Source organism: Lactobacillus amylolyticus (assembly GCF_003999355.1).
Taxonomy (GTDB): Bacteria; Bacillota; Bacilli; order Lactobacillales; family Lactobacillaceae; genus Lactobacillus; species Lactobacillus amylolyticus.
In genome coordinates, this window is the sequence record NZ_CP031835.1 from 189,843 (window position 1) to 215,166 (window position 25,324).

The 25,324-nt window shown below is 38.8% G+C and carries 27 protein-coding genes, 1 tRNA gene, 1 pseudogene and 1 riboswitch; of the genes and pseudogenes, 24 read left to right on the forward strand and 5 right to left on the reverse strand.

Annotated elements, in window-relative coordinates; genetic code table 11:
* The first annotated feature begins 3 nt into the window (after window positions 1–3).
* The 3 genes from D0Z64_RS00950 to D0Z64_RS00960 are packed head-to-tail and all read left to right on the forward strand — an operon-like array spanning window position 4 to window position 3,067.
* Window positions 4–1,035 carry an ABC transporter permease gene (locus D0Z64_RS00950; RefSeq protein ID WP_080881084.1) on the forward strand — a complete coding sequence of 344 codons (1,032 nt, stop codon included), beginning with the start codon at window positions 4–6 and terminating at the stop codon, window positions 1,033–1,035.
* Between the two features lie 15 nt (window positions 1,036–1,050).
* On the forward strand, window positions 1,051–2,103 hold the full coding sequence (locus D0Z64_RS00955; protein ID WP_080881085.1) for an ABC transporter ATP-binding protein: 1,053 nt from the start codon (window positions 1,051–1,053) through the stop codon (window positions 2,101–2,103).
* A 22-nt stretch (window positions 2,104–2,125) separates the two neighbouring features.
* Window positions 2,126–3,067, forward strand: a complete 942-nt coding sequence (locus D0Z64_RS00960; RefSeq protein ID WP_080881086.1) for an ABC transporter ATP-binding protein — start codon at window positions 2,126–2,128, stop codon at window positions 3,065–3,067.
* A 100-nt stretch (window positions 3,068–3,167) separates the two neighbouring features.
* Here the strand turns inward: D0Z64_RS00960 and D0Z64_RS00965 are convergent, their stop codons facing one another.
* Window positions 3,168–4,484, reverse strand: a complete 1,317-nt coding sequence (locus D0Z64_RS00965) for a C1 family peptidase (protein ID WP_006352053.1) — start codon at window positions 4,482–4,484, stop codon at window positions 3,168–3,170.
* A 176-nt stretch (window positions 4,485–4,660) separates the two neighbouring features.
* Between D0Z64_RS00965 and D0Z64_RS00970 the strand changes: the two are divergent.
* Window positions 4,661–5,605, forward strand: a pseudogene (locus tag D0Z64_RS00970) (transposase).
* A 140-nt stretch (window positions 5,606–5,745) separates the two neighbouring features.
* Here D0Z64_RS00970 and D0Z64_RS00975 read toward each other — a convergent pair.
* Window positions 5,746–6,948 carry an IS110 family transposase gene (locus tag D0Z64_RS00975; RefSeq protein ID WP_080881115.1) on the reverse strand — a complete coding sequence of 401 codons (1,203 nt, stop codon included), beginning with the start codon at window positions 6,946–6,948 and terminating at the stop codon, window positions 5,746–5,748.
* Window positions 6,949–7,298: 350 nt separating this feature from the next.
* A complete protein-coding gene (locus tag D0Z64_RS00980; protein WP_006351994.1) occupies window positions 7,299–7,724 on the reverse strand; it encodes an Hsp20/alpha crystallin family protein in 426 nt (141 codons plus the stop codon).
* Between the two features lie 202 nt (window positions 7,725–7,926).
* Between D0Z64_RS00980 and greA the strand changes: the two genes are divergently transcribed.
* The 4 genes from greA to D0Z64_RS01000 all read left to right on the forward strand — a co-directional run bounded on the left by greA (window position 7,927) and on the right by D0Z64_RS01000 (window position 10,922).
* Complete coding sequence (gene greA, locus D0Z64_RS00985; protein ID WP_080881087.1) at window positions 7,927–8,388, forward strand: transcription elongation factor GreA; 462 nt, start codon at window positions 7,927–7,929, stop codon at window positions 8,386–8,388.
* Window positions 8,389–8,473: 85 nt separating this feature from the next.
* Window positions 8,474–9,802, forward strand: coding sequence for a Y-family DNA polymerase (locus D0Z64_RS00990; protein WP_127345533.1), 1,329 nt, complete (start codon window positions 8,474–8,476; stop codon window positions 9,800–9,802).
* Complete coding sequence (locus tag D0Z64_RS00995; RefSeq protein ID WP_080881089.1) at window positions 9,795–10,154, forward strand: hypothetical protein; 360 nt, start codon at window positions 9,795–9,797, stop codon at window positions 10,152–10,154. The genes D0Z64_RS00990 and D0Z64_RS00995 overlap by 8 nt, the downstream gene beginning before the upstream one ends.
* 105 nt (window positions 10,155–10,259) lie before the next feature.
* The gene (locus D0Z64_RS01000; protein WP_080881886.1) at window positions 10,260–10,922 is read left to right on the forward strand and encodes a CPBP family intramembrane glutamic endopeptidase; all 663 of its coding nucleotides are present in this window, start codon (window positions 10,260–10,262) and stop codon (window positions 10,920–10,922) included.
* Between the two features lie 49 nt (window positions 10,923–10,971).
* On the opposite strand, the gene D0Z64_RS01005 is transcribed toward D0Z64_RS01000, so the two are convergent.
* Together D0Z64_RS01005 and D0Z64_RS01010 are read right to left on the reverse strand one after the other, a co-directional pair.
* A tRNA-Gly gene (locus D0Z64_RS01005) sits at window positions 10,972–11,042 on the reverse strand.
* Window positions 11,043–11,083: 41 nt separating this feature from the next.
* Window positions 11,084–11,680 (reverse strand): SOS response-associated peptidase family protein, encoded by a 597-nt coding sequence (locus D0Z64_RS01010; protein WP_006351989.1) that lies wholly within the window; start codon window positions 11,678–11,680, stop codon window positions 11,084–11,086.
* Window positions 11,681–11,806: 126 nt separating this feature from the next.
* Here D0Z64_RS01010 and trpS point away from each other — a divergent pair, with 126 nt between their 5' ends.
* From trpS to D0Z64_RS01085, 16 genes are all read left to right on the forward strand, one after another.
* Window positions 11,807–12,835: a tryptophan--tRNA ligase gene (gene trpS, locus D0Z64_RS01015; RefSeq protein WP_006351988.1), complete on the forward strand. Its 1,029-nt coding sequence runs from the start codon at window positions 11,807–11,809 to the stop codon at window positions 12,833–12,835.
* 12 nt (window positions 12,836–12,847) lie between these two features.
* Window positions 12,848–13,330: a deoxycytidylate deaminase gene (locus D0Z64_RS01020; RefSeq protein ID WP_080881090.1), complete on the forward strand. Its 483-nt coding sequence runs from the start codon at window positions 12,848–12,850 to the stop codon at window positions 13,328–13,330.
* The gene (locus D0Z64_RS01025; protein WP_080881091.1) at window positions 13,308–13,925 is read left to right on the forward strand and encodes a hypothetical protein; all 618 of its coding nucleotides are present in this window, start codon (window positions 13,308–13,310) and stop codon (window positions 13,923–13,925) included. Before D0Z64_RS01020 ends, D0Z64_RS01025 begins: the two co-directional genes overlap by 23 nt.
* Before the next feature lie 60 nt (window positions 13,926–13,985).
* Window positions 13,986–14,149: riboswitch (M-box (ykoK) riboswitch) on the forward strand.
* Between the two features lie 87 nt (window positions 14,150–14,236).
* Entirely contained in the window at window positions 14,237–14,389 is a 153-nt protein-coding gene (locus D0Z64_RS08285; RefSeq protein WP_155860186.1) for a hypothetical protein, read from the forward strand.
* A 42-nt stretch (window positions 14,390–14,431) separates the two neighbouring features.
* Window positions 14,432–14,533 carry a hypothetical protein gene (locus D0Z64_RS08775; RefSeq protein WP_080881092.1) on the forward strand — a complete coding sequence of 34 codons (102 nt, stop codon included), beginning with the start codon at window positions 14,432–14,434 and terminating at the stop codon, window positions 14,531–14,533.
* Window positions 14,518–15,126 (forward strand): cation transporting ATPase C-terminal domain-containing protein, encoded by a 609-nt coding sequence (locus D0Z64_RS01035; protein WP_127345535.1) that lies wholly within the window; start codon window positions 14,518–14,520, stop codon window positions 15,124–15,126. The genes D0Z64_RS08775 and D0Z64_RS01035 overlap by 16 nt, the downstream gene beginning before the upstream one ends.
* Window positions 15,127–15,219: 93 nt before the next feature.
* Complete coding sequence (metG, locus tag D0Z64_RS01040) at window positions 15,220–17,196, forward strand: methionine--tRNA ligase (RefSeq protein ID WP_080881094.1); 1,977 nt, start codon at window positions 15,220–15,222, stop codon at window positions 17,194–17,196.
* A complete protein-coding gene (locus D0Z64_RS01045) occupies window positions 17,196–17,963 on the forward strand; it encodes a TatD family hydrolase (RefSeq protein WP_080881095.1) in 768 nt (255 codons plus the stop codon). Before metG ends, D0Z64_RS01045 begins: the two co-directional genes overlap by 1 nt.
* Entirely contained in the window at window positions 17,950–18,516 is a 567-nt protein-coding gene (rnmV, locus tag D0Z64_RS01050; RefSeq protein ID WP_080881096.1) for a ribonuclease M5, read from the forward strand. The genes D0Z64_RS01045 and rnmV overlap by 14 nt, the downstream gene beginning before the upstream one ends.
* Window positions 18,509–19,387, forward strand: a complete 879-nt coding sequence (rsmA, locus tag D0Z64_RS01055; protein ID WP_080881097.1) for a 16S rRNA (adenine(1518)-N(6)/adenine(1519)-N(6))-dimethyltransferase RsmA — start codon at window positions 18,509–18,511, stop codon at window positions 19,385–19,387. Before rnmV ends, rsmA begins: the two co-directional genes overlap by 8 nt.
* A gap of 79 nt (window positions 19,388–19,466) precedes the next feature.
* On the forward strand, window positions 19,467–19,724 hold the full coding sequence (locus D0Z64_RS01060; protein ID WP_080881098.1) for a Veg family protein: 258 nt from the start codon (window positions 19,467–19,469) through the stop codon (window positions 19,722–19,724).
* Window positions 19,725–19,836: 112 nt separating this feature from the next.
* A complete protein-coding gene (gene purR / locus D0Z64_RS01065; RefSeq protein ID WP_006351979.1) occupies window positions 19,837–20,667 on the forward strand; it encodes a pur operon repressor in 831 nt (276 codons plus the stop codon).
* A gap of 51 nt (window positions 20,668–20,718) precedes the next feature.
* Window positions 20,719–22,104 (forward strand): bifunctional UDP-N-acetylglucosamine diphosphorylase/glucosamine-1-phosphate N-acetyltransferase GlmU, encoded by a 1,386-nt coding sequence (gene glmU, locus D0Z64_RS01070; RefSeq protein ID WP_080881099.1) that lies wholly within the window; start codon window positions 20,719–20,721, stop codon window positions 22,102–22,104.
* A gap of 98 nt (window positions 22,105–22,202) precedes the next feature.
* Window positions 22,203–22,802, forward strand: coding sequence for an SLAP domain-containing protein (locus tag D0Z64_RS01075; RefSeq protein WP_080881100.1), 600 nt, complete (start codon window positions 22,203–22,205; stop codon window positions 22,800–22,802).
* Window positions 22,803–22,896: 94 nt separating this feature from the next.
* Window positions 22,897–23,595, forward strand: a complete 699-nt coding sequence (locus D0Z64_RS01080) for an SLAP domain-containing protein (protein ID WP_080881101.1) — start codon at window positions 22,897–22,899, stop codon at window positions 23,593–23,595.
* 128 nt (window positions 23,596–23,723) lie between these two features.
* Window positions 23,724–25,247: an SLAP domain-containing protein gene (locus D0Z64_RS01085; protein ID WP_127345536.1), complete on the forward strand. Its 1,524-nt coding sequence runs from the start codon at window positions 23,724–23,726 to the stop codon at window positions 25,245–25,247.
* Window positions 25,248–25,324 lie beyond the last annotated feature (77 nt).

Below are 25,324 nucleotides of genomic sequence, written 5' to 3' on the forward strand. Positions count from 1 at the left end.
TCTATGGATGAAAAAGATTTAAAACTTAGTCCAGATGCCTTTGAACCATTACCAAAGAGTCAGGCTCAAGATAATGAAAAAATTGCGGGTCCGGCACTTTCATTTGGTCAAAACGTTTGGATCAGATTCAAGCAAAGAAAAGCAGCGGTTTTGTCTGCGATTGTAATTATTTTGATGGTGGTTATAGCTTTTGGCTCAACGCCATTTATTAATAAGGCAACTTTGGTTAAATCCAATCCACAATATGCCAACTTGCCAGCTAAGGTTCCAGGCTGTAGTGCCATTAATGGCTTGAACGGCAAGATCAAACAAAATGGTCAATGGGTTGATGCTTATGCCCAAAACAATGTGCCGAAGAATAAATATTTCTTAGCCGGAACGGATTACTTAGGTCGTTCATTGGGCCAAAGAATTATTTACGGTACTAAGATTTCACTGATCGTTGCGCTGGTAGCTGCCTTCTTCGATCTGACGATCGGAGTCGCGTACGGAATAATTTCCGGATGGAAAGGCGGAGGAGTCGATAACGTCATGCAGCGGATTATTGAAATTATCTCCTCTGTTCCTAATTTGATTATCGTTGTTTTGATGCTGATTGTTTTAAAACCAGGTATTACTTCAATTATCTTGGCAATTGCCATTTCTAGTTGGACAACAATGGCCCGGCAGATCAGGGCGGAGACCTTGAGTTTAAAGAATGAAGAATATATTTTAGCAGCACGTTCATTAGGTGAATCAGGTTGGAAGATTGCGATTAAGCACTTAATTCCTAACCTTTCAAGTATCATCATTATTCAGACGATGTACACCATTCCAAGTGCCATCTTCTTCGAAGCATTCCTGAGCTTCATCGGAATTGGGATTACAGCTCCTCAAACTTCATTGGGTGTATTGCTTAACGAAGGTCAAAAGAACTTCCAATTCTTGCCATATCAAATGTGGTATCCAGCAATTGTCCTTTGTATTTTGATGATTGCTTTCAACTTATTAGGTGATGGCTTACGTGATGCGTTCGATCCTAAGGGACAAAGATAGGGAGGCAGAAGCTAAATGCCAAAGAGAATTTTAGATGTTAAAAATTTGAAAATCGACTTCCACACCTATGCTGGTGAAGTTAAGGCAATTCGCAATGTGTCTTTCCACTTAAACGAAGGTGAAACGTTAGCGATCGTAGGTGAATCAGGTTCAGGAAAATCAGTTACTACGCGTTCGATTATCGGATTGCTTGCCCGTAATGCGCAAATCATGGGTGGCGAAATTGATTTCCATGGCAAAAATTTGCTGGATATTTCGGAAAAAGAATGGCAAAAGATTCGTGGCAATGAAATTGCAATGATTTTCCAGGATCCGATGACTTCACTGGATCCAACGATGAAAATTGGACAACAAATTGCGGAACCTTTGATCAAACATAAGGGAGCTTCAAAGAAGGAAGCTTGGGCCAAAGCCTTGGAAATGATGAAGGCCGTAGGTATTCCAAATGCCGAAGAAAGAATTAATGAATATCCGCACCAATTTTCAGGTGGGATGCGGCAGAGAATCGTGATTGCGATTGCACTGATCTGTGAACCTGAGATTCTGCTGGCAGATGAACCAACAACTGCTTTGGACGTAACGGTACAGGCCGAAATTTTGGACTTGATGAAGAGTCTGCAAAAGCGGGTTAAAACTTCTATTATTTTCATCACGCACGACTTGGGCGTAGTTGCCGGAATGGCCGATCGCGTTGCCGTTATGTATGCCGGTGAATTCATGGAGTATGGCACGGTTGATGAAATCTTTTATAACCCACAGCATCCATATACTTGGGGCCTGATTAACTCAATGCCTACTTTGGAAAGCAACACTTTGGAATCAATTCCAGGTACGCCACCAGATCTGCTTGATCCGCCAAAAGGCGATCCATTCGCTCCAAGAAACAAATATGCGATGAAGATTGACGTACAGCGTAAACCACCTTTCTTTAAGGTATCAGATACGCATTATGCTGCTACTTGGCTGCTTGCGCCAGGGGCACCGAAGGTAGAACCACCTCTGGAAATTAAAAGACGGTGGAAAAAATTTAAGCTAATGCAGGAACAAGATAAAGTAGAGCAAAACTAGTAACAGCTGAAAGGAGATATTTATGCCAGAAAAGAAAAAGCTTTTGCAAGTGAAGCATTTAAAGCAATACTTTAAAAATGGTCGCGTAATCACCAAGGCTGTTGACGATGTTAGTTTTGATATCTATGAAGGCGAAACTTTTGGCTTGGTAGGTGAATCAGGTTCAGGGAAAACAACGACCGGACGTTCAATTTTGCAGCTTTATAAACCAACGGCTGGTGAAGTGATTTTTGAAGGCAAGAATGTTGAGAATTTAAAGAGCCGTGAAGAAAAATTGGCCTTCCGGCGGGATGCCCAAATGATTTTCCAGGATCCATATGCATCACTTAACCCTAGAATGACGGTTGAAGATATTATCGCTGAAGGGCTGGATATTCACCATTTGGTGAAAAACAAGGAAGAACGTCGAGAAAGGGTTGAAGAACTGCTTGAAACTGTCGGTTTAAACCGTAGTCACGCCAGCCGTTTCCCACACGAATTCTCTGGTGGTCAGAGACAAAGAATTGGGATTGCTCGCGCTTTGGCAGTAGAACCAAAATTTATTGTTGCCGATGAACCAATTTCTGCTTTGGATGTATCGATTCAGGCCCAAATTGTTAACTTGATGATCGATTTGCAGAAGAAGCATGGCTTGACCTATTTGTTTATTGCCCACGATTTATCAATGGTTAAGTTTATTTCTGATCGAATTGGGGTTATGCACTTCGGTAAATTGCTGGAAGTTGGTCCGGCTGATGCAGTTTATGACAAACCACTTCATGACTACACTAAGAGTTTAATTTCTGCTGTGCCTGTACCTGATCCTGAGGTTGAAAGAAACCGGCACAGAATCGCTTATGATGCTCAAAAAGAAGAAATGGACGGCAAGCCGCGGTCAATGCACGAGATTCGCCCAGGGCACTTTGTAAGATGCAGTGACGATGAGGTAGAGCATTATCAAAAGGTAGCGGAAAGTTATGAATGATGTTCAACACAAAAACTTGTTTTTTGATGTTGAACACATCTTGATACTAAAAAGGCTTTGAGAAAATTCTCAAAGCCTTTTTTAGTATTTTAATTCTGATTTATGCTAATGAGTCCCAAAGTGGAAGGTCAGTAATTTCACCTTCAGCAAGCTTCTTTTGCTCAGCAGTCAAATACTTCTTATGAACAACAACTTCGTAAACATAGTCGTTGAACCAATCGTTGTTCATAACGTAGTAACCCTTGGCACCAGATTTATCACCCCAAGAATTTTCTACCTTCCATTGGCGAATGTCGCCGTTGTCTTCATCGACACCAACTAAAGTCATAGCATGGCTAACCATGCCTACACCGGTTCTTAAACGATCAGCCTTGCTCATATCAAGGTTAACGCCAAACAAATCATTCAATTTGTAAAGGTTAGTATCCAGGTAACCGGTCTTACGGTCCATTTGACGAAGAACATCGTTACCAAACCAAACAGCTTCGCCATCTTTTAATTGAGCAATAGCTGCTTGTGACAAGTATTCCATTGGTACGTTTAAAAGCTTGATTCTGTATGAACCTTCGACGTTGTCTTCACCTGGAAGGCCGTAAAGCTTGTTGTATTCGTGGTCAGGAGCGTTTGTCAAAACAACATAGTCGTCAAAGTCCAAATCGCCTAAATACTTGTGCAAGAATTCAGTTGGAGTTAAGTTCTTTTCCAAATGATACTTCTTATCATCATCACGGTATTCAAGGTCAAACTTCTTAGGTGGTTCACCAACTGCGATTGCAGTCATGCGGTAAACTTCGCTCAAGAATTTCTTGCGGGTCTTTTCAATTTCTTCGTCTTTGCCTTCTTGTTTTAACTTACGCAAAACAAGAGTATCCTTCTTAAGCTTGTCACCCAAAGCAGTAGCAAAGCCGGTGGTGTCATTTGTATTGGCATTTTCTGGCATTGCGTATGAAGGAACGACACCGTACTTAGCGATCAAAGCTGCAGCCATATGGAATTGACCACCATCGCTGCCAGCAAAGTCTAAGTCAGCCTTAACTTCACGTGAGTCAAGGGGCTTGTCAGCATTCTTCAATACTTGATCGTAAAAAATGTTGGCCCGCTCGATCTTGTCCCAGAAGAAGTTGTAAGCTTGTGAGAAAGTGAAGTTCTTAGCTTTGTACTTCTTGCCAAAGAAGTGACGAGTAATGTTTAATGCTGAAAAGAGCCAGCAACGACCAGAATGCTTTTGGTTGGTAACATTGTCAGTATCTAATTCAGTTGAAAATACGCGAGTTAATTCACCTTGAACGCGTTCATTATATGAAGCTTCAAGAACGCCGCTTCTTTGAGCAGCGCGGGCAATAACCTGATTTTGAGGATCTGCGTTGAATTCTTTTGAAAACTCATCGAGTTCTTGCAGAGTTAATTCATGAGCCATAAAAAAATCTCCTTTTTAATCTTTTCTTAAATTAATTACTATTTTATGCCTAATTTTATTTAAAGTAAAAGAAAAGTGGCTCTATAATTTTTCCTGTTGATGGCTTATCTCTGTGATAAGCTGTTAACAGGTTTTTATTTCAAAAAAAGGAGGACATAGTCCTCTTTTATAAAAAAATCTATTCCACTAAAAATTTTAAATTTTCGCTTAATGTTGAAGATCAAAATATTATTTTTAAAGACTATTTTTATCGCTTTTTTGATGGCAGAAAGCAGAAAATCTATCAGGCCGTTTTGCTTCAGCCGGCCAATTATTATTCGTTTATTTAAATAGAGAGTCCTCTGCCGCTCTTGCCAAAAGCGCTCAGCGCACTAACCGAAGACCGCTCCATGACCAGCATTGCCCGCGAGAATAATGCTTCCGTCAACACGGTTCAAAGACTCTTAGGAGCTTGCTCGCGTAGATTTCTGGACGGCTTTGATTATTTGCCTGAACATTCGGCTTTTGACGAATTCAAGGGAGTCGACAGAAAGCTTCATTTCGCTCCTGAGGCTAGAGCCAACGTAAAAACAGTCGCTATGGATCTCAACTTTTATTATCAAGACATTGTCAGAGCCATGAAGACATTTGACAAGCAATCCCGAGAATACAAGCTTTTGAAATCTCCCTGGAAGCCTTATCTGAAAAAATATGATGATTTGGACAAGATTCATCCGCGCTACAATTGGCACTGCAAGGATTCGCTTACTCAGGAGCAGATTGTTATGCAAGGAATTAGTCCTAATACAACGCTGGAAAATTCATACAATCTAATGCAGGATTTCTTTACAGCCTTAGAAGACAATGACAGTAAGAAGCTTAAAAGAATCATCTGCTCAAAAGAACCGGTGGGCGGTCTAATGCATAAAACGCTTTTAACGTTCAAGCATAATTTAAAGGCTGTATTAAATGGAGCACAGTCAAGCCATTCCAATGGCTGCCTAGAAGGCTTCAACCGCAAGATTAAACAAATTGAAGGAACTGCCTTTGGTTATTCTGATTTTATTAATCTCTTAACAAGAATCAGACTGGAAGAAAACAAAGTCAAAGAAAAAGGATCAAGCAATTTATTAATTGCTTGATCCTTAAACTTTACTCTTCATCAACATGAATTCTTATAGAATGTCAAGCATTACTACAGAGAAAAAAAGAGTATACTAAACATAGCCCCAAAAGACTAGTCTTTTGGCAGTTTTTTCACTTATTATGTGCTAAACATCTATTAATTAATCGCCTTAGAATAATTATAAAGTTGATGTGTGTGGACCAAATTTATAATAGTGCGATTCAAATGATTGGCGCATGCTATTAAAGCTACCTTGTCATGCTTATTGAAAGGCGGCTTTTTTAATTTGTAATAGTAATCAATTAAATGATTTTGAATTTTGCCTTGATTTCTTAACATACTTCGAATCATGTCTGTTTCAACAGCTCTGCCTTGACTACTACCTCTACGATTAATTGTATCGCCTTTAATGTATTTACCAGACTGATATCTATTTAAATCCAAACCTAGGAAAGCATTGAGTTGTTTATAATTATCAAAGCGAGCAATATCACCAGTAAAGCCTAATAATAGAGCGCTATTTAATTGACCGGCTCCGGGAATACTGGAAATAACTTTGAAATCATCCAAGCCAACAGCCGTCTTGATTAACTTGTTTTGAATATAGGCTATTTCTTTATTGTAGCTTTCTATCTCATCGCAATATTCTGAAATAATTTCAATTTCTAAAGAATTTGCTGGAACAGCAGGATAAGAATCTTTAGCTGCTAACCAAACTTGAGCACAATAACTTTGAATTACATCTTTATGTATTCGCCTGCTAACAGATTGGTAAACTCTAGTGGTCATTTCTTTAAGAGTTAATCCTACCAAAAAGTCAGGATGACAATACATTCTAAATACTTGAAGGGCTAAAACTGCATAAGCATTTTTAAAAATCTGATTTAGTTCTGGGAAAGTAAGCTCTAAGCTAGAACGAAGGAAATTAAGTATTCTGGTTCTACATTTAATTAACTGCTTATATCTCAAAGATAAAATCCGTAAAGATTCATACAACGAATTAGATTGTTTATTACAGTGATTCTTTATTTCCGCTAATTGAGTTTTACCCAATAAAGCTAATTTAAATGAATCATTCTTGTCAGTTTTATTTCTTCTCAAAGAAGCCATTCTTAATTTTGCTTCTAGGGGATTTAGCTCATAAAATTTGACCTTTTTATTTTTTAAATAAGTAGTAAGCTGAGCCGAATAAACACCTGTAGTTTCAAATATTATTATTGTACCGGGTTTAATATAAGAATTTAATATTTGGAAACCGCTCTTATTATGCTTAAATTTAAAAGCTATTTCTTCCGCTTCTTTTGTTATCAAAGTGGCATGACTTTCACCTTGACTAACATCAATACCAATAATATTCACCTAATCACCCCGTTTTAAATCAATTGAGGCAAATATTTATTTTCAGCTCCATTTCTTGATTATACGATCTCTGAGATCCACACCCTTAATCTAGTTTGATTGAAAATAAACATTTATGGGCCCGTTTGACAGTCGAATTTAATATTCCATTCTGTTGTCGACCTCAACCTCAATCTAAGTATAAGAAAAAAGGTAGATAAAAACATCGTCATGTTTCTATCTACCTTTATACTTTAGGGTGTTTGACAAAGAGCCATAAAAGAAAAGTGGACTCACTTTACTGAATCCACTTTCCTTAGAGAATTATGTAAATTGTTAATTTATAAGGACTTCTTGAAATATTCTATAAACTAATCAATTTTAATTGAACTGTCACTGCTATCAGCAGCTTGCTTCGGCAAAGTAACAGTCAATACACCATCATCATACTTTGCATGGATCTGATTTGCAACTACATTTGGCAATCTAAATAAACGAGAAACATGTCCTTCGGTTCTTTCTTTGTGGATAATATTGCGTTTCTTGTCACTTTCATCTTTGAATGATTTTCTTGAAGCATCAACGCTTAAGATCCCATCACGGTAGTTTAAATGGATATCTGATTTATTCATTCCAGGCATGTCAATCTTTACAACGTAATCTTTGTCACTTTCAGCGACATCGGCTTGCATTAAGTCGCTTATTTCTTTATCATCGAAAAGGTTCTTTGGAAAACCAAACCAATCATTCATTGCATCAAACATATCGTTGTGACGATTCATCAATTCGTTTGCCATATTCAAGACTTCCTTTCATTCCAAAACTTCTTTTTATTCCTTACACTGCTTATTGTAGCAGCTTTTATTAATTGTTCAACTATTTAGCACTCTGAAGTGTATAGTGCTAAAAATATTTAAAAAAGTTGATTAAACAAGCTTTACACCTTGTGGATAATTTTTTAAAATCAAGCATAGACAACAGAAAAGAGCTAATTTAAAGATGGTTTATTATCAAAAAATGACTCCAGAAGGGTATAAAGAAATTGAAGATGAAATTGCACGTTTAAAAAAGGATCGTCCTCGCCGCATTAAAATTTTGCAACAGGCCAGATCGATGGGTGATTTATCTGAGAATACTGAATATACTGAGGCCAAGCGTGATTTAGGTCACTTGCAGAGTCGCTTGCGTTATTTAGGCAAGCAGCTTAAGTACGCTGAAGTAATTGAAGCTAAGAACGATGGTAAGGTCAACATGGGTTCAACCGTCGTTTTGAAATTCGATGATGATGAAGAAACAGAAGAATATCAAATTGTTGGTCGGATGGAGGCAGATTTAGCAAAAGGAAAGGCTGCCTTTGATTCGCCATTAGGGCAGGCAATTATGAAGCAGCAGGCCGGCAGCAGTGTTACGGTTTCAGCGCCAGCTGGAGACTATTCCGTAACAATTGTGGAGGTAAAGTAGCTTCCTATTTTTTTGTTGCTTTTTCAAACGTCTGTTCGTATAATATAACTATCGAACAAGTGTTTGAAGAAAAGAGCTGAGATTGATGTATGACTATCGCTATGAGCCGCATCGTTTAATTTTTATGATTGATAACAAGTCCTTTTTTGCCAGCTGCGAAGCTTTGCGCATGGGGATTAATCCGATGAAAGCAGTGCTGGCGGTAATGTCACATCAGCCTCATTCTAGTTTTGGATCAGGACTAATTATGGCTGCCTCGCCGCTTGCTAAGAAAAAATATGGTCTTTCGAATGTTATGCGGGCGCGTGATATTCCCAAAGCAGCATTTAAAGCTGGAAAAGATAAATTAATGCTGGTTGAACCGCACATGAATTTATACATTAAACGCAGCATGCAAGTACTGGATATTTTTCGCAAATACGCCGCAGAAGACGATATCCATGTTTATTCAATCGACGAGAGCATGATTGATATGACGAAGTCTTGGCGTTTATTCGGGGATGATCCGTATTATGTGGGCTATAAAATTCAAAAAGATATTCATGATACGCTTGGTCTTTATACTACTTGCGGAATCGGAGAAAATCCGCTTTTGGCTAAACTAGCAATGGATATTTCAGCTAAGCATCGGACCTCAATGATTGATTATTGGCACTACATTGACGTTCCGGATACAATTTGGAAAATCCCTAACTTAGAAGATGTATGGGGCATCAACACCAGAACTGCTAACCATTTGCGCCGCATTGGCATCAATAATATGTATCAATTGGCTCACAGCGATCCGGAGATTTTGAAGCGTGAATTCGGTGTTATCGGTGAGCAATTATTTGCAATGAGCTGGGGCGTTGATCGCAGCATTATTAGTCAGAAGTATTTTCCGGTAAGTAAAAGCTATGGCAACTCCCAAGTGCTGACAAGAGATTATTTTGACCAACGTGAAATTGAAATTGTCATCAGAGAAATCGGCGAGCAGGTAGCTGCCAGGATTCGTGCACATGGACTAAAGGCCGGCCGGGTTGGCTTATTTGTGGGTTATTCCTTTGAAGAGCGCGAGCATGGCGATCATCGCGGCGGTTTTAATATTCAGCAAAAGATCACGCCAACGAGTGATAACAGTGAATTGGTACATGAATTGCTGGCGCTTTTTCGTAAAAAATGGCATGGTGAAGCAGTCCGCGTATTAGGCGTCGACTATAGTCATTTGGATCCAGATACTGAACAGCAATTGAACTTTTTCATGACGCCGGCGCAGCAAATTAAAAGACGCAATTTTGATTTAACGATTGATCAGATTCGCAAGCGCTATGGTTTTGCCAGTTTGGTTAAAGCTTCCAGTTTATTGAAAGGTGCAACGGCAATTCAACGCAGTTCTTTAGTTGGCGGCCATAACGGTGGCAATGCCTATGAATGATTTTGATCGTAAAGTAGAGCAATTTTTTAAAAATTATCAGGATCGTGGCATGAAAAAGTGGGCCGGCTTTTTTCTTAGCGACCACACTTTGAAAATCAATAAGGATAAGGCTAAGCGGGCAATTGTCTATCAAAAAAAGCCCAGCATGAATGAAGATGAAATTAGTCAGTTGCTTTTTAAGGCGTTCAGCGACCACTATTACGTGCAGGTTCAGTTAAAAGAACTCGATGATGATGGTAAATTGAAGGCCGATATTTGCGGCTTTGTAGAAGGATATCAGGAGCAATTAATTATTATTTCAGGTCAAAAAGTCGCAATTGATGATATTAATAATGTGACAATAAAATGTTAAATTTACGAAATTGTACTTTCTTTAATTTATAAAAGAAAGATTTTTTGCTATAATATCTGCTTTAGATAAACATAAATACATTAGCAGAATATTGGAGTGAAAATTTTGAATACGCCTGAATCAAGAGAGGGTAACTTGATTCGCTATATCGTTTATACTGTTGGCTATTTGATGGTGGTCGGTGTAGTTAAACTAGTTACCAATAATTCACCGATTAGAATATGGGACCTAATCCTATTTGGCTTAATTACAGTGATGGTTGGCTTGTTTTACATTTATCGTTTTAACCGTGAACAGCGCTTTTTCAAGCGCCGGCATTCATTGCCGTTTTTAGGCGATATAGGTCTTACAATTGGATTGACGCTGTTAGTAACAGCCTTGCGCATTATTGTGATGTATTTGCAGGCATACAACAAGATCAGCTGGTATGGTTTTCAAATTATCTATTTAAAGCATGAAAGCATACCAATGTTTTGGTTTTTGATAGTAGCCAATGGTTTAGTTTTGCCGATCTTGCAAGAATATTTGGCAACTGGCTTTTTATTTAATTATTTGTTTAGACAAAACACCAAATTAGCGGCAATTGCGGGAATCATTACTTCAGGTATAATTTTCAGTATTCTTAACTTCCAATTGTCTTGGCCGCTCTTAGCAATTGATGTTATGTTCGGCGCAATTTTTGCCTGGTCTTACTTATATACGCAAGCTTTATGGATGCCAATGTATTTGTCAATTTTAAGTGGTTTGCTCATTGTAGTTATGACTTAGAGCAACAAAAAAGTGTTTAGGATTTTTCCCTAAACACTTTTTTCTTTTAAGCGGATAGCGTGAATCGAACCCGCATCTTCAGCTTGGGAAGCTGACGTTCTACCATTTAACTATATCCGCGTTACTCCCATATTTTATCATGATTAGAGCGGGGAGACAAATTAATTTTTATGAGGCAGTTGTTTAACCTGCAGTTTGAAATTTTGGCGATTGATTAAATCGGTAAAATTCTGAAATAGCCAATGGCGCAATTCTTCCGGCTTGATTACTAGTGGCATTCGATTATGAATTGGTGCCATTTCCTGATTAGGTTCAGTGGTGACCATTGCAAAATGATTTTGATCGTAGATTCCCGCAATAAGGGTTAGGGGATGCTCCCGATCTGAAAAACTAAAGGATTCGTGATATTTTTTATTACCGGCGGAATACGTTTTTTTACTGTATTCAAAAAATTCACTGGTGATGATAATGCAGCGCTGCCGGGCAAAAGATTTGTCCCACATGGAAGGCTTAGCTTCATAAAAGCGCTCGATTCGTGCGTTGAATAACGGTTTATTATCCTTGGGACTTGGATAGCCCCACGTTTTTTGCGCAAGCTGTAGCTGATTATTTTGATAAAGCAAAACAGGTGCGGTTTTTCCAGGGAAAATATCGCCAGCCTCACTGTTAAAAGTGGGCTTAACCAGTGGCAAGTTCAAATCATGCTTTAAGTACTGCGAAATCTCATATAAAGCGGGCAAGCGAAATTGATGACACATGTGCTCCACCTCCTCTAATATTGTAACTGATTTAAGGAGAGTTTAATAATAGCTTGATTTTTGGTAAAATTGAGCATAATAAGGATAAAAGATTAACGCAAATTAATAATAGAAAGAGAAAAAATTATGGCCAAAGAAATTTTTCTTACAGGTGATCGCCCAACAGGCAAACTTCACATCGGTCACTACATCGGTTCATTGAAAAACAGAGTTAAGCTTCAAAATGAAGGCAAATATGATCCTTACATTATGATTGCTGATACGCAAGCTTTGACTGATAATGCTCGTGATCCAGAAAAAATTCAAAATTCATTGATTCAAGTCGCTTTGGATTATTTAGCTGTTGGCCTTGATCCGAAAAAATCAACGATTTTTGTTCAATCACAAATCCCAGCTTTATTTGAATTAACGGCTTATTACATGGATTTGGTAACTGTATCGCGTTTGGAAAGAAACCCAACTGTTAAAACAGAAATTAAGCAAAAAGGCTTCAATGACTCAATTCCTGTTGGTTTCTTGAACTATCCAGTTTCACAAGCTGCCGATATCACTGCCTTTAAGGCTACTTTAGTTCCAGTAGGCGACGACCAGGAACCAATGATCGAGCAAGCTCGTGAAATTGTGCGGACTTTTAATCGTGTATACGACTGCGATGTATTGGTTGAACCTAAAGGCTTCTTCCCACCTAAAGGTTCAGGCCGTCTTCCGGGCCTTGATGGCAATGCAAAGATGTCTAAGTCGCTTGGCAACTGCATTTACTTGTCAGATGATGCTAAGACTGTCCAAAAGAAAGTAATGTCAATGTACACTGATCCTAACCACATTCACGTTGAGGATCCAGGAAAAGTTGAAGGCAATACTGTCTTTACTTATCTTGATGTTTTTGATCCAGACAAGGACAAAGTGGCAGAACTTAAGGAAGAGTATCAAAAAGGCGGCCTTGGTGACGTAAAGATTAAGCGTTATTTGAATAAGGTTTTGGAAAATGAACTAGAACCAATTCGTGAACGAAGAGCTAAATATGCCCAAGATACAGATGCTGTTTACGAAATGCTGGTTGAAGGCTCAAAGAAAGCAAACGTGAAAGCCAACCAAACTCTTCAAGAAGTTAGAGATGCTATTGGTTTGAATTATTTTGGTCACTTTGATAAGTAAGAAGGCTTAAAAATGCGCGATCGAATTCCTTGGAAACAATACTTTATGATGCAGGCATTAGTAATTGCCCAACGCTCTACCTGTAATCGGGCTTTGGTCGGCAGTGTTTTAGTAAGAGACAATCGGATTATCGGAACCGGCTACAATGGTTCAATATCCGGACAACCGCACTGCGATGCTGTTGGGCACCAGATGGTTGATGGTCATTGTGTCAGAACGATTCACTCAGAGATGAATTCCCTGATTCAATGTGCCAAAAATGGCGTTTCAACTGATGGCACAGAGATCTATGTTACTCATTTTCCTTGCTATAATTGCACTAAGGCTCTAGTTCAAGCGGGTGTTAAACGGATAAACTATTATTTCAACTATCGTGATGATCCGCTGGCAATGAAGCTCTTACAAGATTGCGGGGTGCCATATGAGCAGATTAAAATTGATCGAAAATACGTTGAAAGCTTGGAGCATAAACTTGAAGAAGACGAAAATTACTAAATTATTTATGCTATTGCTGCTGGCAATCGGCTTTGTGACAACAACCGCTTTTGTCCAGCCGAATATCGATGATGCAGCACATGTAATTAACTCTAAGACGCAAAAGTTAATTGAGGCTAAGGACAACCGCTATTTGCAAACTAAAGAACAGCCACAAGTTGCTGTAGTAACGGTTAAACGGTTGAACAAGTTGACGCCAGCTCATTTGAGCGAAATGAAGCGGACGGTTTATATCGTAGTTGGCGTTAAGGGCAAGAAGAAAAATGTTCAGATTTATTCTTCTAAAGATTTGCATGGCGCATTTACTGCCGAAACACGACTGAATATTATTCGCGCAGCTGCCAAAGATTTGCGCAGCACCAATTCAGCCACTTTTAATAAAGGCTTGCGTTTTGTCTTCAGAGCCTGCACGACCAGAATTGATTATCAGTATCAATATTCACGGGATAAATATGATTTATCGACTGCGGAACAGAATAAGATTGATCACCCTAATCGGGTAGCTTTGCCGATTGCTTTAGCTGTGGTCATTTTGATCGGGGTCTTGATGTATTTCTTTAGACAAATTCGCAGAAAAAATAGTCATAATAACTAATCAAGATTTGACGTTGGCTGCTTTTAAGTATTAAACTACTCAAGGAATGAAATAAGTTAGCAAATAAACTGTTAGGTGAGACTCCTACGTGAACACACGCTATCGCCCGGAAACATCTAGAGATGCTAACGGGTTAAATAGGTGCCGTCGACTTAAGGCGAGATCCAGATAGCTAGCATGTGCTTACGTCACGTAGTGTTAAAACTGAACTACGAGTACAAGAAGCCTTGTTTGGCATGAAGGTCACCTGTAGAAATTGCAGGTGGCCTTTTTGGTTTGTTTGCATAAAACGAAGAAGCTGGGGAGGGCTTATGCTAAAGACAACGGATAAAAAGAAGCTAAATGACGTTGATTTACAGTGGGTTAAGCAAATAGCACAAGAAACTCGTGTCGGCACTTTGGCGAGGCTTCACGCAAGTGCAGAAGGCTTATCGACTAAACAAGCTTTAATCAACCGCAAATAATACGGTTCTAATGAATTAGAAAACAGGGCCAAGGAATCAAAAATGCATTTCTTGCTCGAAGCATTTATTACTCCTTTTACCATCGTTTTATTGCTTAAAATATTTTCCCACTCGGTGGAAATAATAATTTGGGCACGATTATAGTAATTGCCGCGATGATTCTATTTGCTTCGATTGTTCTGCCATTTTTGCCGATGCTGCCGCTGCAACTAGTGGTTTTGAACTTTATCTTTGGTCTAAGCTGTCTCGCAATCCCGTTTGATAAAATGCCGCGGGACTACTTGCAAACGCCTCGCAGATGGTCGTTTAAAAACTTGCCTGAATTCATGTTTTGGTTTGGTCCCGCTTCAGCGATTACAAATATCATTAGTTTTGGCTTCTTGTTCTTTATTATTTGTCCGCATCTCAGTGCGGGCAGCCAGACACTCTTTGTTTCAATTTTCCGAACTGGTTGGTTTATTGAAAATCTGTGGGTACAGGAAATGGCAATCCATGCTTTGCGTGATCGACATCTGCCATTTATTAAGCAGCATGCGACTAGCGCGGTTATCATGGTCAGCTTTGTTGCCGGCATTATTGGGACGGCAATACCATATACGGCTACTGGTCAAATATTGCAATTTACGGCTTTGCCAAGCGAATATCTCATTTTGGTTTTTGCCCTAATGATTTTTTATCTGCTATTGACCAGCTTGATCAAATTAATTTACTTAAAGCACAAGAAATTTTTAATTTAACACTAAAAAAGGGGGACTCCTAGTAAGGAATTCCTTTTTTGATGGTGTATTATTGTATGTAAGATTATTTTCATTTAAGGAGTATCAAAAAGTATGGCTGATAAAAAGACTTTTTATATTACAACCCCAATTTATTACCCATCTGGTAAGTTAACAATCGGTAATGCATATACGACAATTGCGGCTGATTCAATGGCCCGTTACAAGCGTGCTCAAGGTTATGATACCTTCTTCTTAACTGGAACTGACGAGCACGGTTTAAAGATTGAACAAAAAGCTGAAAAACAAGGCATTAAGCCTCAAGAATTTGTTGATAAAATGGCAGCTTCATACAAGAAGTTGTGGAAGATGCTGGATATTTCCTATGACAAATTTATCCGGACGACTGATCCACAACACGTTAAAGCTGTACAAAAGATTTTTGAAAAATTATTAAAGCAAGGCGATATCTATCTTGGCGAATACACTGGCTGGTACTCAGTTGAAGATGAAGAATACTTCACTGAATCGCAGCTTGCCGAAGTTTACAAAGATGATGACGGCAATGTTATCGGTGGTAAAGCACCATCAGGTCACGAAGTTCAATTGGTTAAGGAACCTTCATACTTCTTCAAGATGAGCAAGTATGCCGACAGATTGGTTCAATACTATAAGGACCATCCAGATTTCATTTTGCCTCACTCACGTGAAAAAGAAATGATCAACAACTTCATCAAGCCAGGTTTGGAAGACCTTTCTGTAACGCGGACGACTGTTGACTGGGGAATTCCAGTTCCAAGCGATCCAAAGCACGTTGTTTATGTTTGGATCGATGCTTTGTCCAACTATATTACGGCATTAGGTTATGGCTCAGATGATGATTCACTCTTTAGGAAATACTGGCCTGCAGATGTTCATTTGGTAGGTAAGGAAATTGTCCGTTTCCACACCATTTACTGGCCAATTATGCTGATGGCATTAGGCTTGCCGCTTCCTAAGCAAATTTTTGGCCACGGCTGGGTATTGATGAAAGACGGCAAGATGTCTAAGTCCAAGGGCAACGCCGTTTATCCAGAAATGATTGTTGAACGTTACGGCCTTGATGCTCTTCGCTACTACTTGATGCGTGAAATTCCATTTGGTTCAGATGGAATCTTTACTCCTGAAGACTTTGTTGAAAGAGTAAACTTTGACTTGGCTAATGACCTTGGCAACCTTTTGAACAGAACAGTTTCCATGATCAATCAATACCAAGATGGCGAAGTAGCACCTGTTGCTAGCGACCAAGATGAATTCGGTACAGATTTGATTAAAACTGCTAAAGAAACAATTGCCGAATACCAAAAGCAAATGGATGCTTTGCACTTCTCCCAAGCTTTGGATGCAATTTGGAAATTGATTTCTCGTGCCAACAAGTACATTGATGAAACCACTCCTTGGACTTTGAACAAAGAGGGCAAGAAGGAAGAATTGTCACGGGTAATGAGCAACTTAGCTGAAAGTTTGCGGATTGTGGCAATTTTGATTTCACCAATTATGACCAAAAGCCCACTTAAAATGTTTAAGCAGCTTGGTCTTGACTGGAATAATGCGGAAGAAAAGAAACTTGAATTTGCTGGCTTTGACTGGAATGTCAAGGTAACAGAAAAACCAACGCCAATCTTCCCAAGACTTAAGAATGATATTGAAGTGAAATACATCAAAGAACAAATGAAGAAGGCTAAGCCAAAGAAGCAAACCAGAAGCGAGCAAAAAGAAGGTAAGCAAATTACCATTGACGACTTTAACAAGGTTAAAATTCAAGTCGGCAAGATCTTGTCAGTTGAACCAGTTCAAGGCTCAAGCAAGCTTCTCTTGTTCAAGCTCGACTTTGGCGATGGCCAAGAAAGACAAATTTTGAGCGGCATTCGCAAATTCTATCCAGATGCAAGTGAACTTTTGGATAAGAAGGTTTTGGCCGTTACTAACTTGAAGCCACGCAAGATGCTTGGTCATGAAAGCCAAGGTATGCTTTTGTCTAGTGAAAAGAACGGCGAAATCAAGTTGGCCCTTGTTGGGGATGAACATGCTGTTGGAGCTGAATTAGGCTAATGGAACTTATTGACAACCATACGCATTTAAATGATGAACCTTTTCGCGGAAAAGAAGAATATTACCTTGAACGAGCAAAAGCTTTGGGCGTAACCAAAGTTATTTGTGCGGGACAGGATCCAGATTTCAATCAGCGAGCAATTGATTTAGCGGACCGTTTTGATGAAGTTTATGCAATGGTTGGCTATTGTCCCGATGTGGCGAAGGATTTTGATCAAAAAGCAGAAGATGAATTGATTGAGCAGTTGCAAATGCCTAAGGTTGTAGCTTTAGGCGAAGTAGGCCTTGACTATTATTGGGATGAATCGCCACGCGATATGCAAAGGGAAGTTTTTGCACGTCAAATTGAAATTGCTCATGAATTAAGAATGCCGGTTAATATTCACACCAGAGATGCTTTTGAAGATTGCTATAACATTTTGAAAAACAGCAATCTTGAATATGGTGCAATATTGCACAGCTTTAATGGTGGCGTAGATTGGCTGAATCGATTTTTGAAATTGAACGTCTACTTCTCTTATTCAGGTGTTGTTTCATTTACTAAAGCAACAGAAGTTCACGAATCGGCCAAGGCTGTTCCAATGGATCGCTTTTTGATTGAAACAGATGCGCCATACTTAACGCCCAAGCCATATCGTGGCCATCAAAACGAAACGGGTTATGTGCGTTACGTGGCCGAAGCAATTGCCAAGTTAAAGGGAATTACTCTAGATGAAATAGCTAAAGCTACATATGCAAATACTGTGAGAGTTTATGATCTTAAATAAAAAGAAATTTAATGCGGTTGTTGTCGTTGAGGGAAAAGACGATACGATCCGCTTGAAACAATTTTTCCCGGGAATTGAAACAGTAGAAACGAACGGTTCGGCTGTCTCCGATGAAGTATTGGCCGAATTGAAAAAATTAAGTCAAAGTCGCGAGATCATCGTATTTACTGATCCAGACTTTAATGGCGAACGCATTCGGCGAATTGTAACCAAGGCAGTCCCAATTGCTAAGCAAGCTTTTATCACGCGTAAGGAAGGCGAGCCGCAAAAACGAGGCAACAGTCTTGGGGTTGAGCATGCTTCAAAAGAAGCATTAGAGCGTGCTTTAAGTGATTTGCACGAAGTCGAAGAAACTAAGAGTGACCTGACCTTTTCACGTTATCGTGAATTAGGCTTGGCTGCCGGAAGTGGCTCTAAGCAATTGCGCGAAAAAGTAGGTGCGGTTTTAAGCATCGGCTACGGCAATGCTAAGACTTTTTATCAGCGCTTGAATACTTTTGGCATTGGCTATGCGGAATTGAAGCATGCAGTCGAGGAGGCTAAGAATGACTAATCGAATTCCGATCGGGTCACCGGTTAGAACGCAGGCAATTATTAATCGCTACTTTGTTAAAGCAAAGAAGAATTTAGGACAAAATTTCTTAGTTGCTCAAAATGCAATTTTAGGAATTGTCAATGCCGCTGATATTCAAGAAGGAGACCAAGTAATTGAAATTGGTCCCGGGATCGGTTCATTAACTGAGCAGCTTTTGCTTCATGGTGCCAAAGTATTCGCTTATGAAGTTGATGATAGTTTGCCTAAAATTTTGCAAAACGAATTGCCAGCCAAAATAGGAGATCAGCCACTTGACCAGCGTTTCCATTTGCTGCTTAAAGATGTTTTGCAGGCTGATTTTAAAAAGGATATTGGTGCTTTCTTTGATTTTAGTCAGCCGATTAAAGTAGTTGCCAATTTACCTTATTACATTACAACGCCAATTATCTTTGCTTTGGCAGAATCTGATCTGCGTTTTGCCAGTTTAACCTTGATGATGCAAAAGGAAGTTGCTAAACGTTTAGAAGCAAAACCAGGCAGCAAAGCTTATGGCCCGCTTACTATTGCAACTCAAACGCAGATGCATGTTGAACTGGCCTTGCAAGTTGACCATACCTCATTTATGCCACGGCCTAAGGTGGATTCAAGCGTTGTAGTTTTAACGCCAATAGAGCATAAACCTGATGTTGGTCGGCGGGCACATTTTAACAAGGTAGTGAAAATGTGTTTTGCTCAAAGAAGAAAGACGCTCAACAATAATTTAAAGAATTTGATTCCGGATGCTGATAAAAGAGCAGAATTGATAGCTAGTCTTGGTGTTGACCCTAAGATCAGGCCGGAAGACTTAACGATTGCGCAATTTATTAAAATTGCCAATGCTATTGCCTAAGCAATAATTACCAGTTTGTGAACGATCTTGCTAATAAATTAAAATTATGATAAAATTGACACGAAGGAGATGTTTCTTAGTGCCAACATCAATTCATACGATTAAAGCAAAGTTAGATTCTCATTTAGGCGATCCTTTAACAGTAGTTGCCCAAGCGGGACGTAAGAAGATTACAAAAAGACGGGGAGTTTTACGCGAAACTTTTCCGGCAGTGTTTGTAGTTGATTTAGACCAACATCAAAATAATTTTAAACACGTTTCTTATAGTTACACTGATTTATTAACTAAGAATATTGCATTAGAATTTGATGATAAAGCTGAAGAAGCCGAAGCTTAAATAACTAGCAAATGAAATTTTGTCACTAACATTTTTGAAAATGTTAGTGCTTTTTTTTCTCTTTTAGAGTATATTGGAAAAGATAAATACAAACATTAAGAAAGGAAATTACATGAAACGTTCAGAAAGATTGGTGGACATGACTAAATATTTAATGGAGCGTCCGCATACTTTAATTTCTTTGCCTTTCTTTGCTAAGCGTTATGATGCCGCAAAATCATCCATTTCTGAAGACTTGGCTATTTTGAAGCACACACTTGCTGGCAATCAGGATGGCATTTTGGAAACTGCTGCAGGTGCTGCTGGTGGTGTACGCTATATTCCATATTTAGGTCAAAAGCATGCTGAAGACTACTTAGCAGATTTATCTTCACGAATTGAAGATTCAAGCAGAATTTTGCCAGGTGGTTTTGTTTATTTATCAGATATTTTAGGCAATTCACAAGACTTGCAAAAGATTGGCAAATTAATTGCAACTCATTTTGCTTATTCAAAAGTTGATGCAGTTATGACAGTTGAAACCAAAGGAATTCCGTTAGCTGAAGCGGCTGCTCGTTATTTGGACGTTCCTTTTGTCACTGCTCGCAAGCGCTCAAAAGTTACTGAAGGAGCTACTGTTTCTGTTAACTACATTTCTTCTTCACTTTCACGAGTAGCCAAGATGGAATTGCCAACTAGAGCATTGCAAAAAGGCGCCAATGTCTTAATCGTCGATGACTTTATGAAGGGCGGCGGTACCTTGACTGGAATGGAAGAATTAGTTAAGGAATTTGAAGGCAGTATTTCTGGCATTTGCGTTCTTTGTGAAGCAGACTTTGATAAAGAAAAATTAGTCGATAATTATCTTTCTTTGGTTAAGATCAGCAAGATCGATACGCAAAAACGAATCATTTTAGCTGAACCAGGCAACTTCTTAGATCAAACGGACTTTAGTCGTTTTTAAAATAAAAATGGTATACTATTATCTAGTTTTGATAATTAAGAGGTTTAATCAATGAAAAAATATGTAGTTGTTCTTGCCGCAGGCAAGGGTACGCGAATGAAGTCTAAACTTTACAAAGTTTTACACAAGGTTTGTGGCAAAATGATGGTGGAACACGTTGTTGACGCTGCACGTGGCGTTGATCCAGAAGAAATCATCACTGTTGTTGGTACTGGTGCAGGCGAAGTAGAAAAGGTTTTAACTGGCAAGTCTGATTTTGCCTTCCAAGAAAAACAATTGGGAACCGGGGATGCCGTATTAACAGCTAAAGAAAAATTGGCTGATAAAGATGGCGCCACCTTGGTAGTAACTGGTGATACCCCATTATTTACAACTAATACTTTTAAGAATTTGTTTGCTTATCATGCAGAAAAGGGAAATGCAGCTACTGTTTTGACTGCTGAAGCTCCAAATCCATTTGGCTATGGTCGAATTATTCGTGATGACCAAGGCAATGTTTTAAGAATCGTTGAACAAAAAGACGGTAAGCCAGAGGAATTGAAGGTTAAGGAAATTAACACTGGCGTCTTTTGCTTCGATAACAAGAAATTGTTTGAAGCTTTAAAGCATGTTGATAACAACAACGCTCAAGGTGAATACTACTTAACTGATGTTCTTGAAATTTTGCGTAATGAAGGCGAACGCGTTGGTGCATATAAGATGCATGACTTCAGTGAAAGTCTTGGTGTAAATGATCGAATCGCTTTAGCCCAAGCAACTAAGATTATGCAAAAGAGAATCAATGAAGCTCACATGCGTAACGGTGTTTCCTTTATTGATCCTGCAACTGCTTATATCGATAGCGATGTTAAAATTGGTAATGATACTGTTATTGAAGGCAATGTTGTCATTAAAGGCAATACTGAAATTGGCAGCGATTGCTTGATTACCAACGGTTCAAGAATTGTTGACTCTAAGATTGGCAATGGCGTAACAATTACTTCTTCTACTTTGCAAGAAGCTGAAATGGATGACAATACTGATATTGGTCCTAACTCACACCTTCGTCCAAAGGCTGTTGTTCGTCAAGGCGCTCATATCGGCAACTTTGTTGAAGTCAAGAATGCTGAAATTGGTGAAAATACCAAGGTAGGTCACTTAACTTATGTTGGCGATGCTACTTTAGGCAAAGACATTAATATCGGTTGTGGTACTATCTTCTCAAACTACGATGGTGTTAAGAAGTTCCATACTAATGTCGGTGATCACTCCTTTATCGGTGCAGGTTCAACTTTAATTGCACCAATCAATGTGGCTGACCATGCCTTTATTGCAGCTGATACCACTGTTACTAAGGATGTTGGCAAGTACGAAATGGCAATTGGTCGTGGCCGTCAAGTCAACAAGCCAGATTATTGGCATAAGCTTCCTCTTTCCAAAGACAAGGATTGGGAATAAAAAATTATTGTTAAGAAGAAAGACTGGGAAAATTTTCTCAGTCTTTTTGCTTTATAATAATCATTGAAAAATAAACATAAAGGGAGATTAGAGATCAAATGAAGCGAAAAATTTTAATATTGATGGCGACATTATGCAGCTTATTAATTTTTTCGCAGCCTGCCTTAGCAAGCAGTACTAAAAAGACAACGACCACTATTCCTAGTACATGGATTAAGACGGTTTCTAAAAATAGCTACGTTGTTTTAAAGAAAAATACTTACTTTTTAACCAGCAAGAATAAAAAGACGAAAACACTGGCTAAAAAAGGCAAGGGTTATCGTATTTATTATCTGCGCTACGGCAAAAAAATTTACTATGCCACTAAAAATAAGCAATGGCTGCCAATTTCGGCTGTCTATGGCACGGTCTGGTATAAGGCTGCCGGCGGAAGCATGATGGTGCTGACGACAAAAAAAACCAAGAGCACGGTTACATATACAACTTATGATCCTGTAGTGACGACTTCATTAGTGTTGAAACGCAATTCGTATGTTTATAACAGTCGTGGCTATTTAAATAAAGGCACGGTTAAAGTCCTGAAAAAAGGCACGCGTTTGAAAGGCTATTCAATTCAAAAGGTCAATGGCACCAGCTTTTATGTCACTAACAAAGGCTGGATTAAAGCCAAAAACGTTTCAAAAACTAAGAAAGTCTGAATTTCTCTCCTAAAGTTGCGCCTTTTTTTATTTTTGGCTTACAATAGTTAGTGAACTGTGAGGTTTAAAACTGTTTATATTGAGGAGGAGAAATATGAAATTAAGTCACAAATTAGTTATGGTTTCTGTTGCTGCATTAATGGGTGTAAGTCCAGTTTTGGCTGCTGCCCCAAATGCAAACGTTGTTCAAGCTGCTACTAGCTCAACTCACATTGTTTATGGTGATAAAGTTACTGCTACTAAGACAATGTATTTTGTTAACAACAGTGGCAAGAAGACTAGCGAAAAAGCTTACAAGGGTTTAACTTATAAGATTTGGAGAGTCAAGGAAGTAAATGGTGAATACTACTACGCTATCCGAAGCGATTCTAAGTACTGGATCCCAGCTGCTTCAACCAAGGGTACTGTTAGCTACAAAGTAAGCGGCAAGACCATTACCCTTACTACTAATGGTAAAACTGTTACTGTTAAGTCTGCTGCAACTAAGAGCACTTCAACTAAGAAGACTACTAGCAAGACAACAACTACTAAGAAGAGCAGCTCCACTTCTTCTAGTTCAAAGAAGACCACTACTAAGACTACTGTTACTAAGTTGGTAACTGTTCGCAAAGCTCAAGTTTATACTAACAAGGGCAAGAAGGCTACTACTTACATGAGCAGCAAGAAGTACACTGTTATTGGCAAGGGTGTTAAGATTAACGGCTTAGGCACTAAGACAATCAGTGGCGTTAAGTACTATGCTTTGCAACCAGGCAAGTATTACATTAAGGCCAGCGACGTAAAGACTAGATAAATGTTACAAGTCTTTATCAACTAGATTAATTATCTATTATAAAGAGAACCTCTTAATGAAGTTCTCTTTTCTTTTGCGTTATAATACTAACGTATTTACTATTGTTTATTTATAAGGTAGAGGTATATATGAAATTAAGTCATAAATTAGTTACAGTTTCTGCAGCTGCTTTGATCGGCATCAGTCCAGTTCTTGCTGCTGGCGTGCAAAATACTACAAGTACAACTGTTCAAGCAGCAACCACTAAGGCAAATACAATTGTTTTGTCACATCATTCATACGTTTACTCATCAACTGGCAAACGTATCACCAAGTACAAGTACAACGGCAAGACTTATTCAAAACTTGCTAAAGGTACTTCTCTTAAGGCATACGGAACCAAGAAGATTGATGGCAAAGTTTACTACTTCCTTGGCAACAATAGTTACGTTAAGACTGCTAATGTTGGTACTGTTAATGGCAAGAAGGTAACTACTAGCAGTGCTAAGGCTTCTGCTGAAGCTTCTACTACTAAGAGAATTAAGTTGACTCACAATGCTTATGTTTATGATAAAAATGGCAAGAGAATCAAGTCAGCAGGTACTTTAAAGAAAAATGCGACTGTGGCTTACGTTGGCACCAAGACAATTGGCGGCAAGTCATACTATAACTTAGGCAAAGGTCAATACATTAAGAAGGCTAACGCTAAGGTAGTTAAAACTTCTACTAATGACATTGATACTGATGATGACGAAACTTACATTACTTTAGTTTCTAACTCTATTATTTATAATAAAAACGGTAGTTATACTGAACCAGCCCAATACGGAATCAAGGGTTCACAATATGCCGTTCTTGGCGCTAAGAAGATTGGTGAAAAGTGGTACTATCAAATTGGTGAAAACCAATACATCAAGGCTGTTAATGCTTATGTTTCTCAAGGCAAGACCATTATTACAGACCCAACTTACGTTGAACCAACTCCAACTAAAACTACAGCTGACACCATTGTTATGATGAAGACTGATGCACCAACTTACAACTCTAAAGGTGAGGCTATAAGCAACAATCCATTTAGTGCTGGTCAAAGCTTGCGTGTAAGCAGTATGTTATGGATTTGGGTAAAATCTGAAAACCAAGCAGTCGAATTCTACAAGATTGCTAGTGATTCATCATCGTACGTTAAGGTAAGCGATGTTCAATTAGTAAGCGGCAGGCAATTAACACCAACTAACACTATGCAAGATGCTAAGGATGCTGCTACTGTTGCTACTAGCTCAGACAAGAGTCAATTAAACAGCTTGATCAGCAATGCTTCAACTGTAAAGCAAAGCGATGCTTACAAGTTATCAGCTAATACTTTGAGAAGCACTTACGACTCAGCTATTACTGCTGGTGAAAAGGTTAATAATTCAAGCACCGCAACTGTTGCTCAAGTTAAGCAAGCTGTTTCAGCCATCACTTCAGCTCAATCTGCTTTGAATGGTGCTCGTGTAAATGTTACTGACAGAAACGTCCTTACGCAAACTGAAATTGCTGCAATTATCAAGGTTGCAGCTGCAGCTAACGACGTTAACGAAAGCGATATTCAATACACTAATAACCAAACTTTGACAATCAATTCATCTAATGGTCAAAGCCGGACTTTGAATATTTCTGATTACATCAATTAATTTGATTAATCGAGCTTTTAAATAGAATCGATATTCAATTTGGGTGTCGATTCTATTTTTTTGGAGAAAAGTTACAG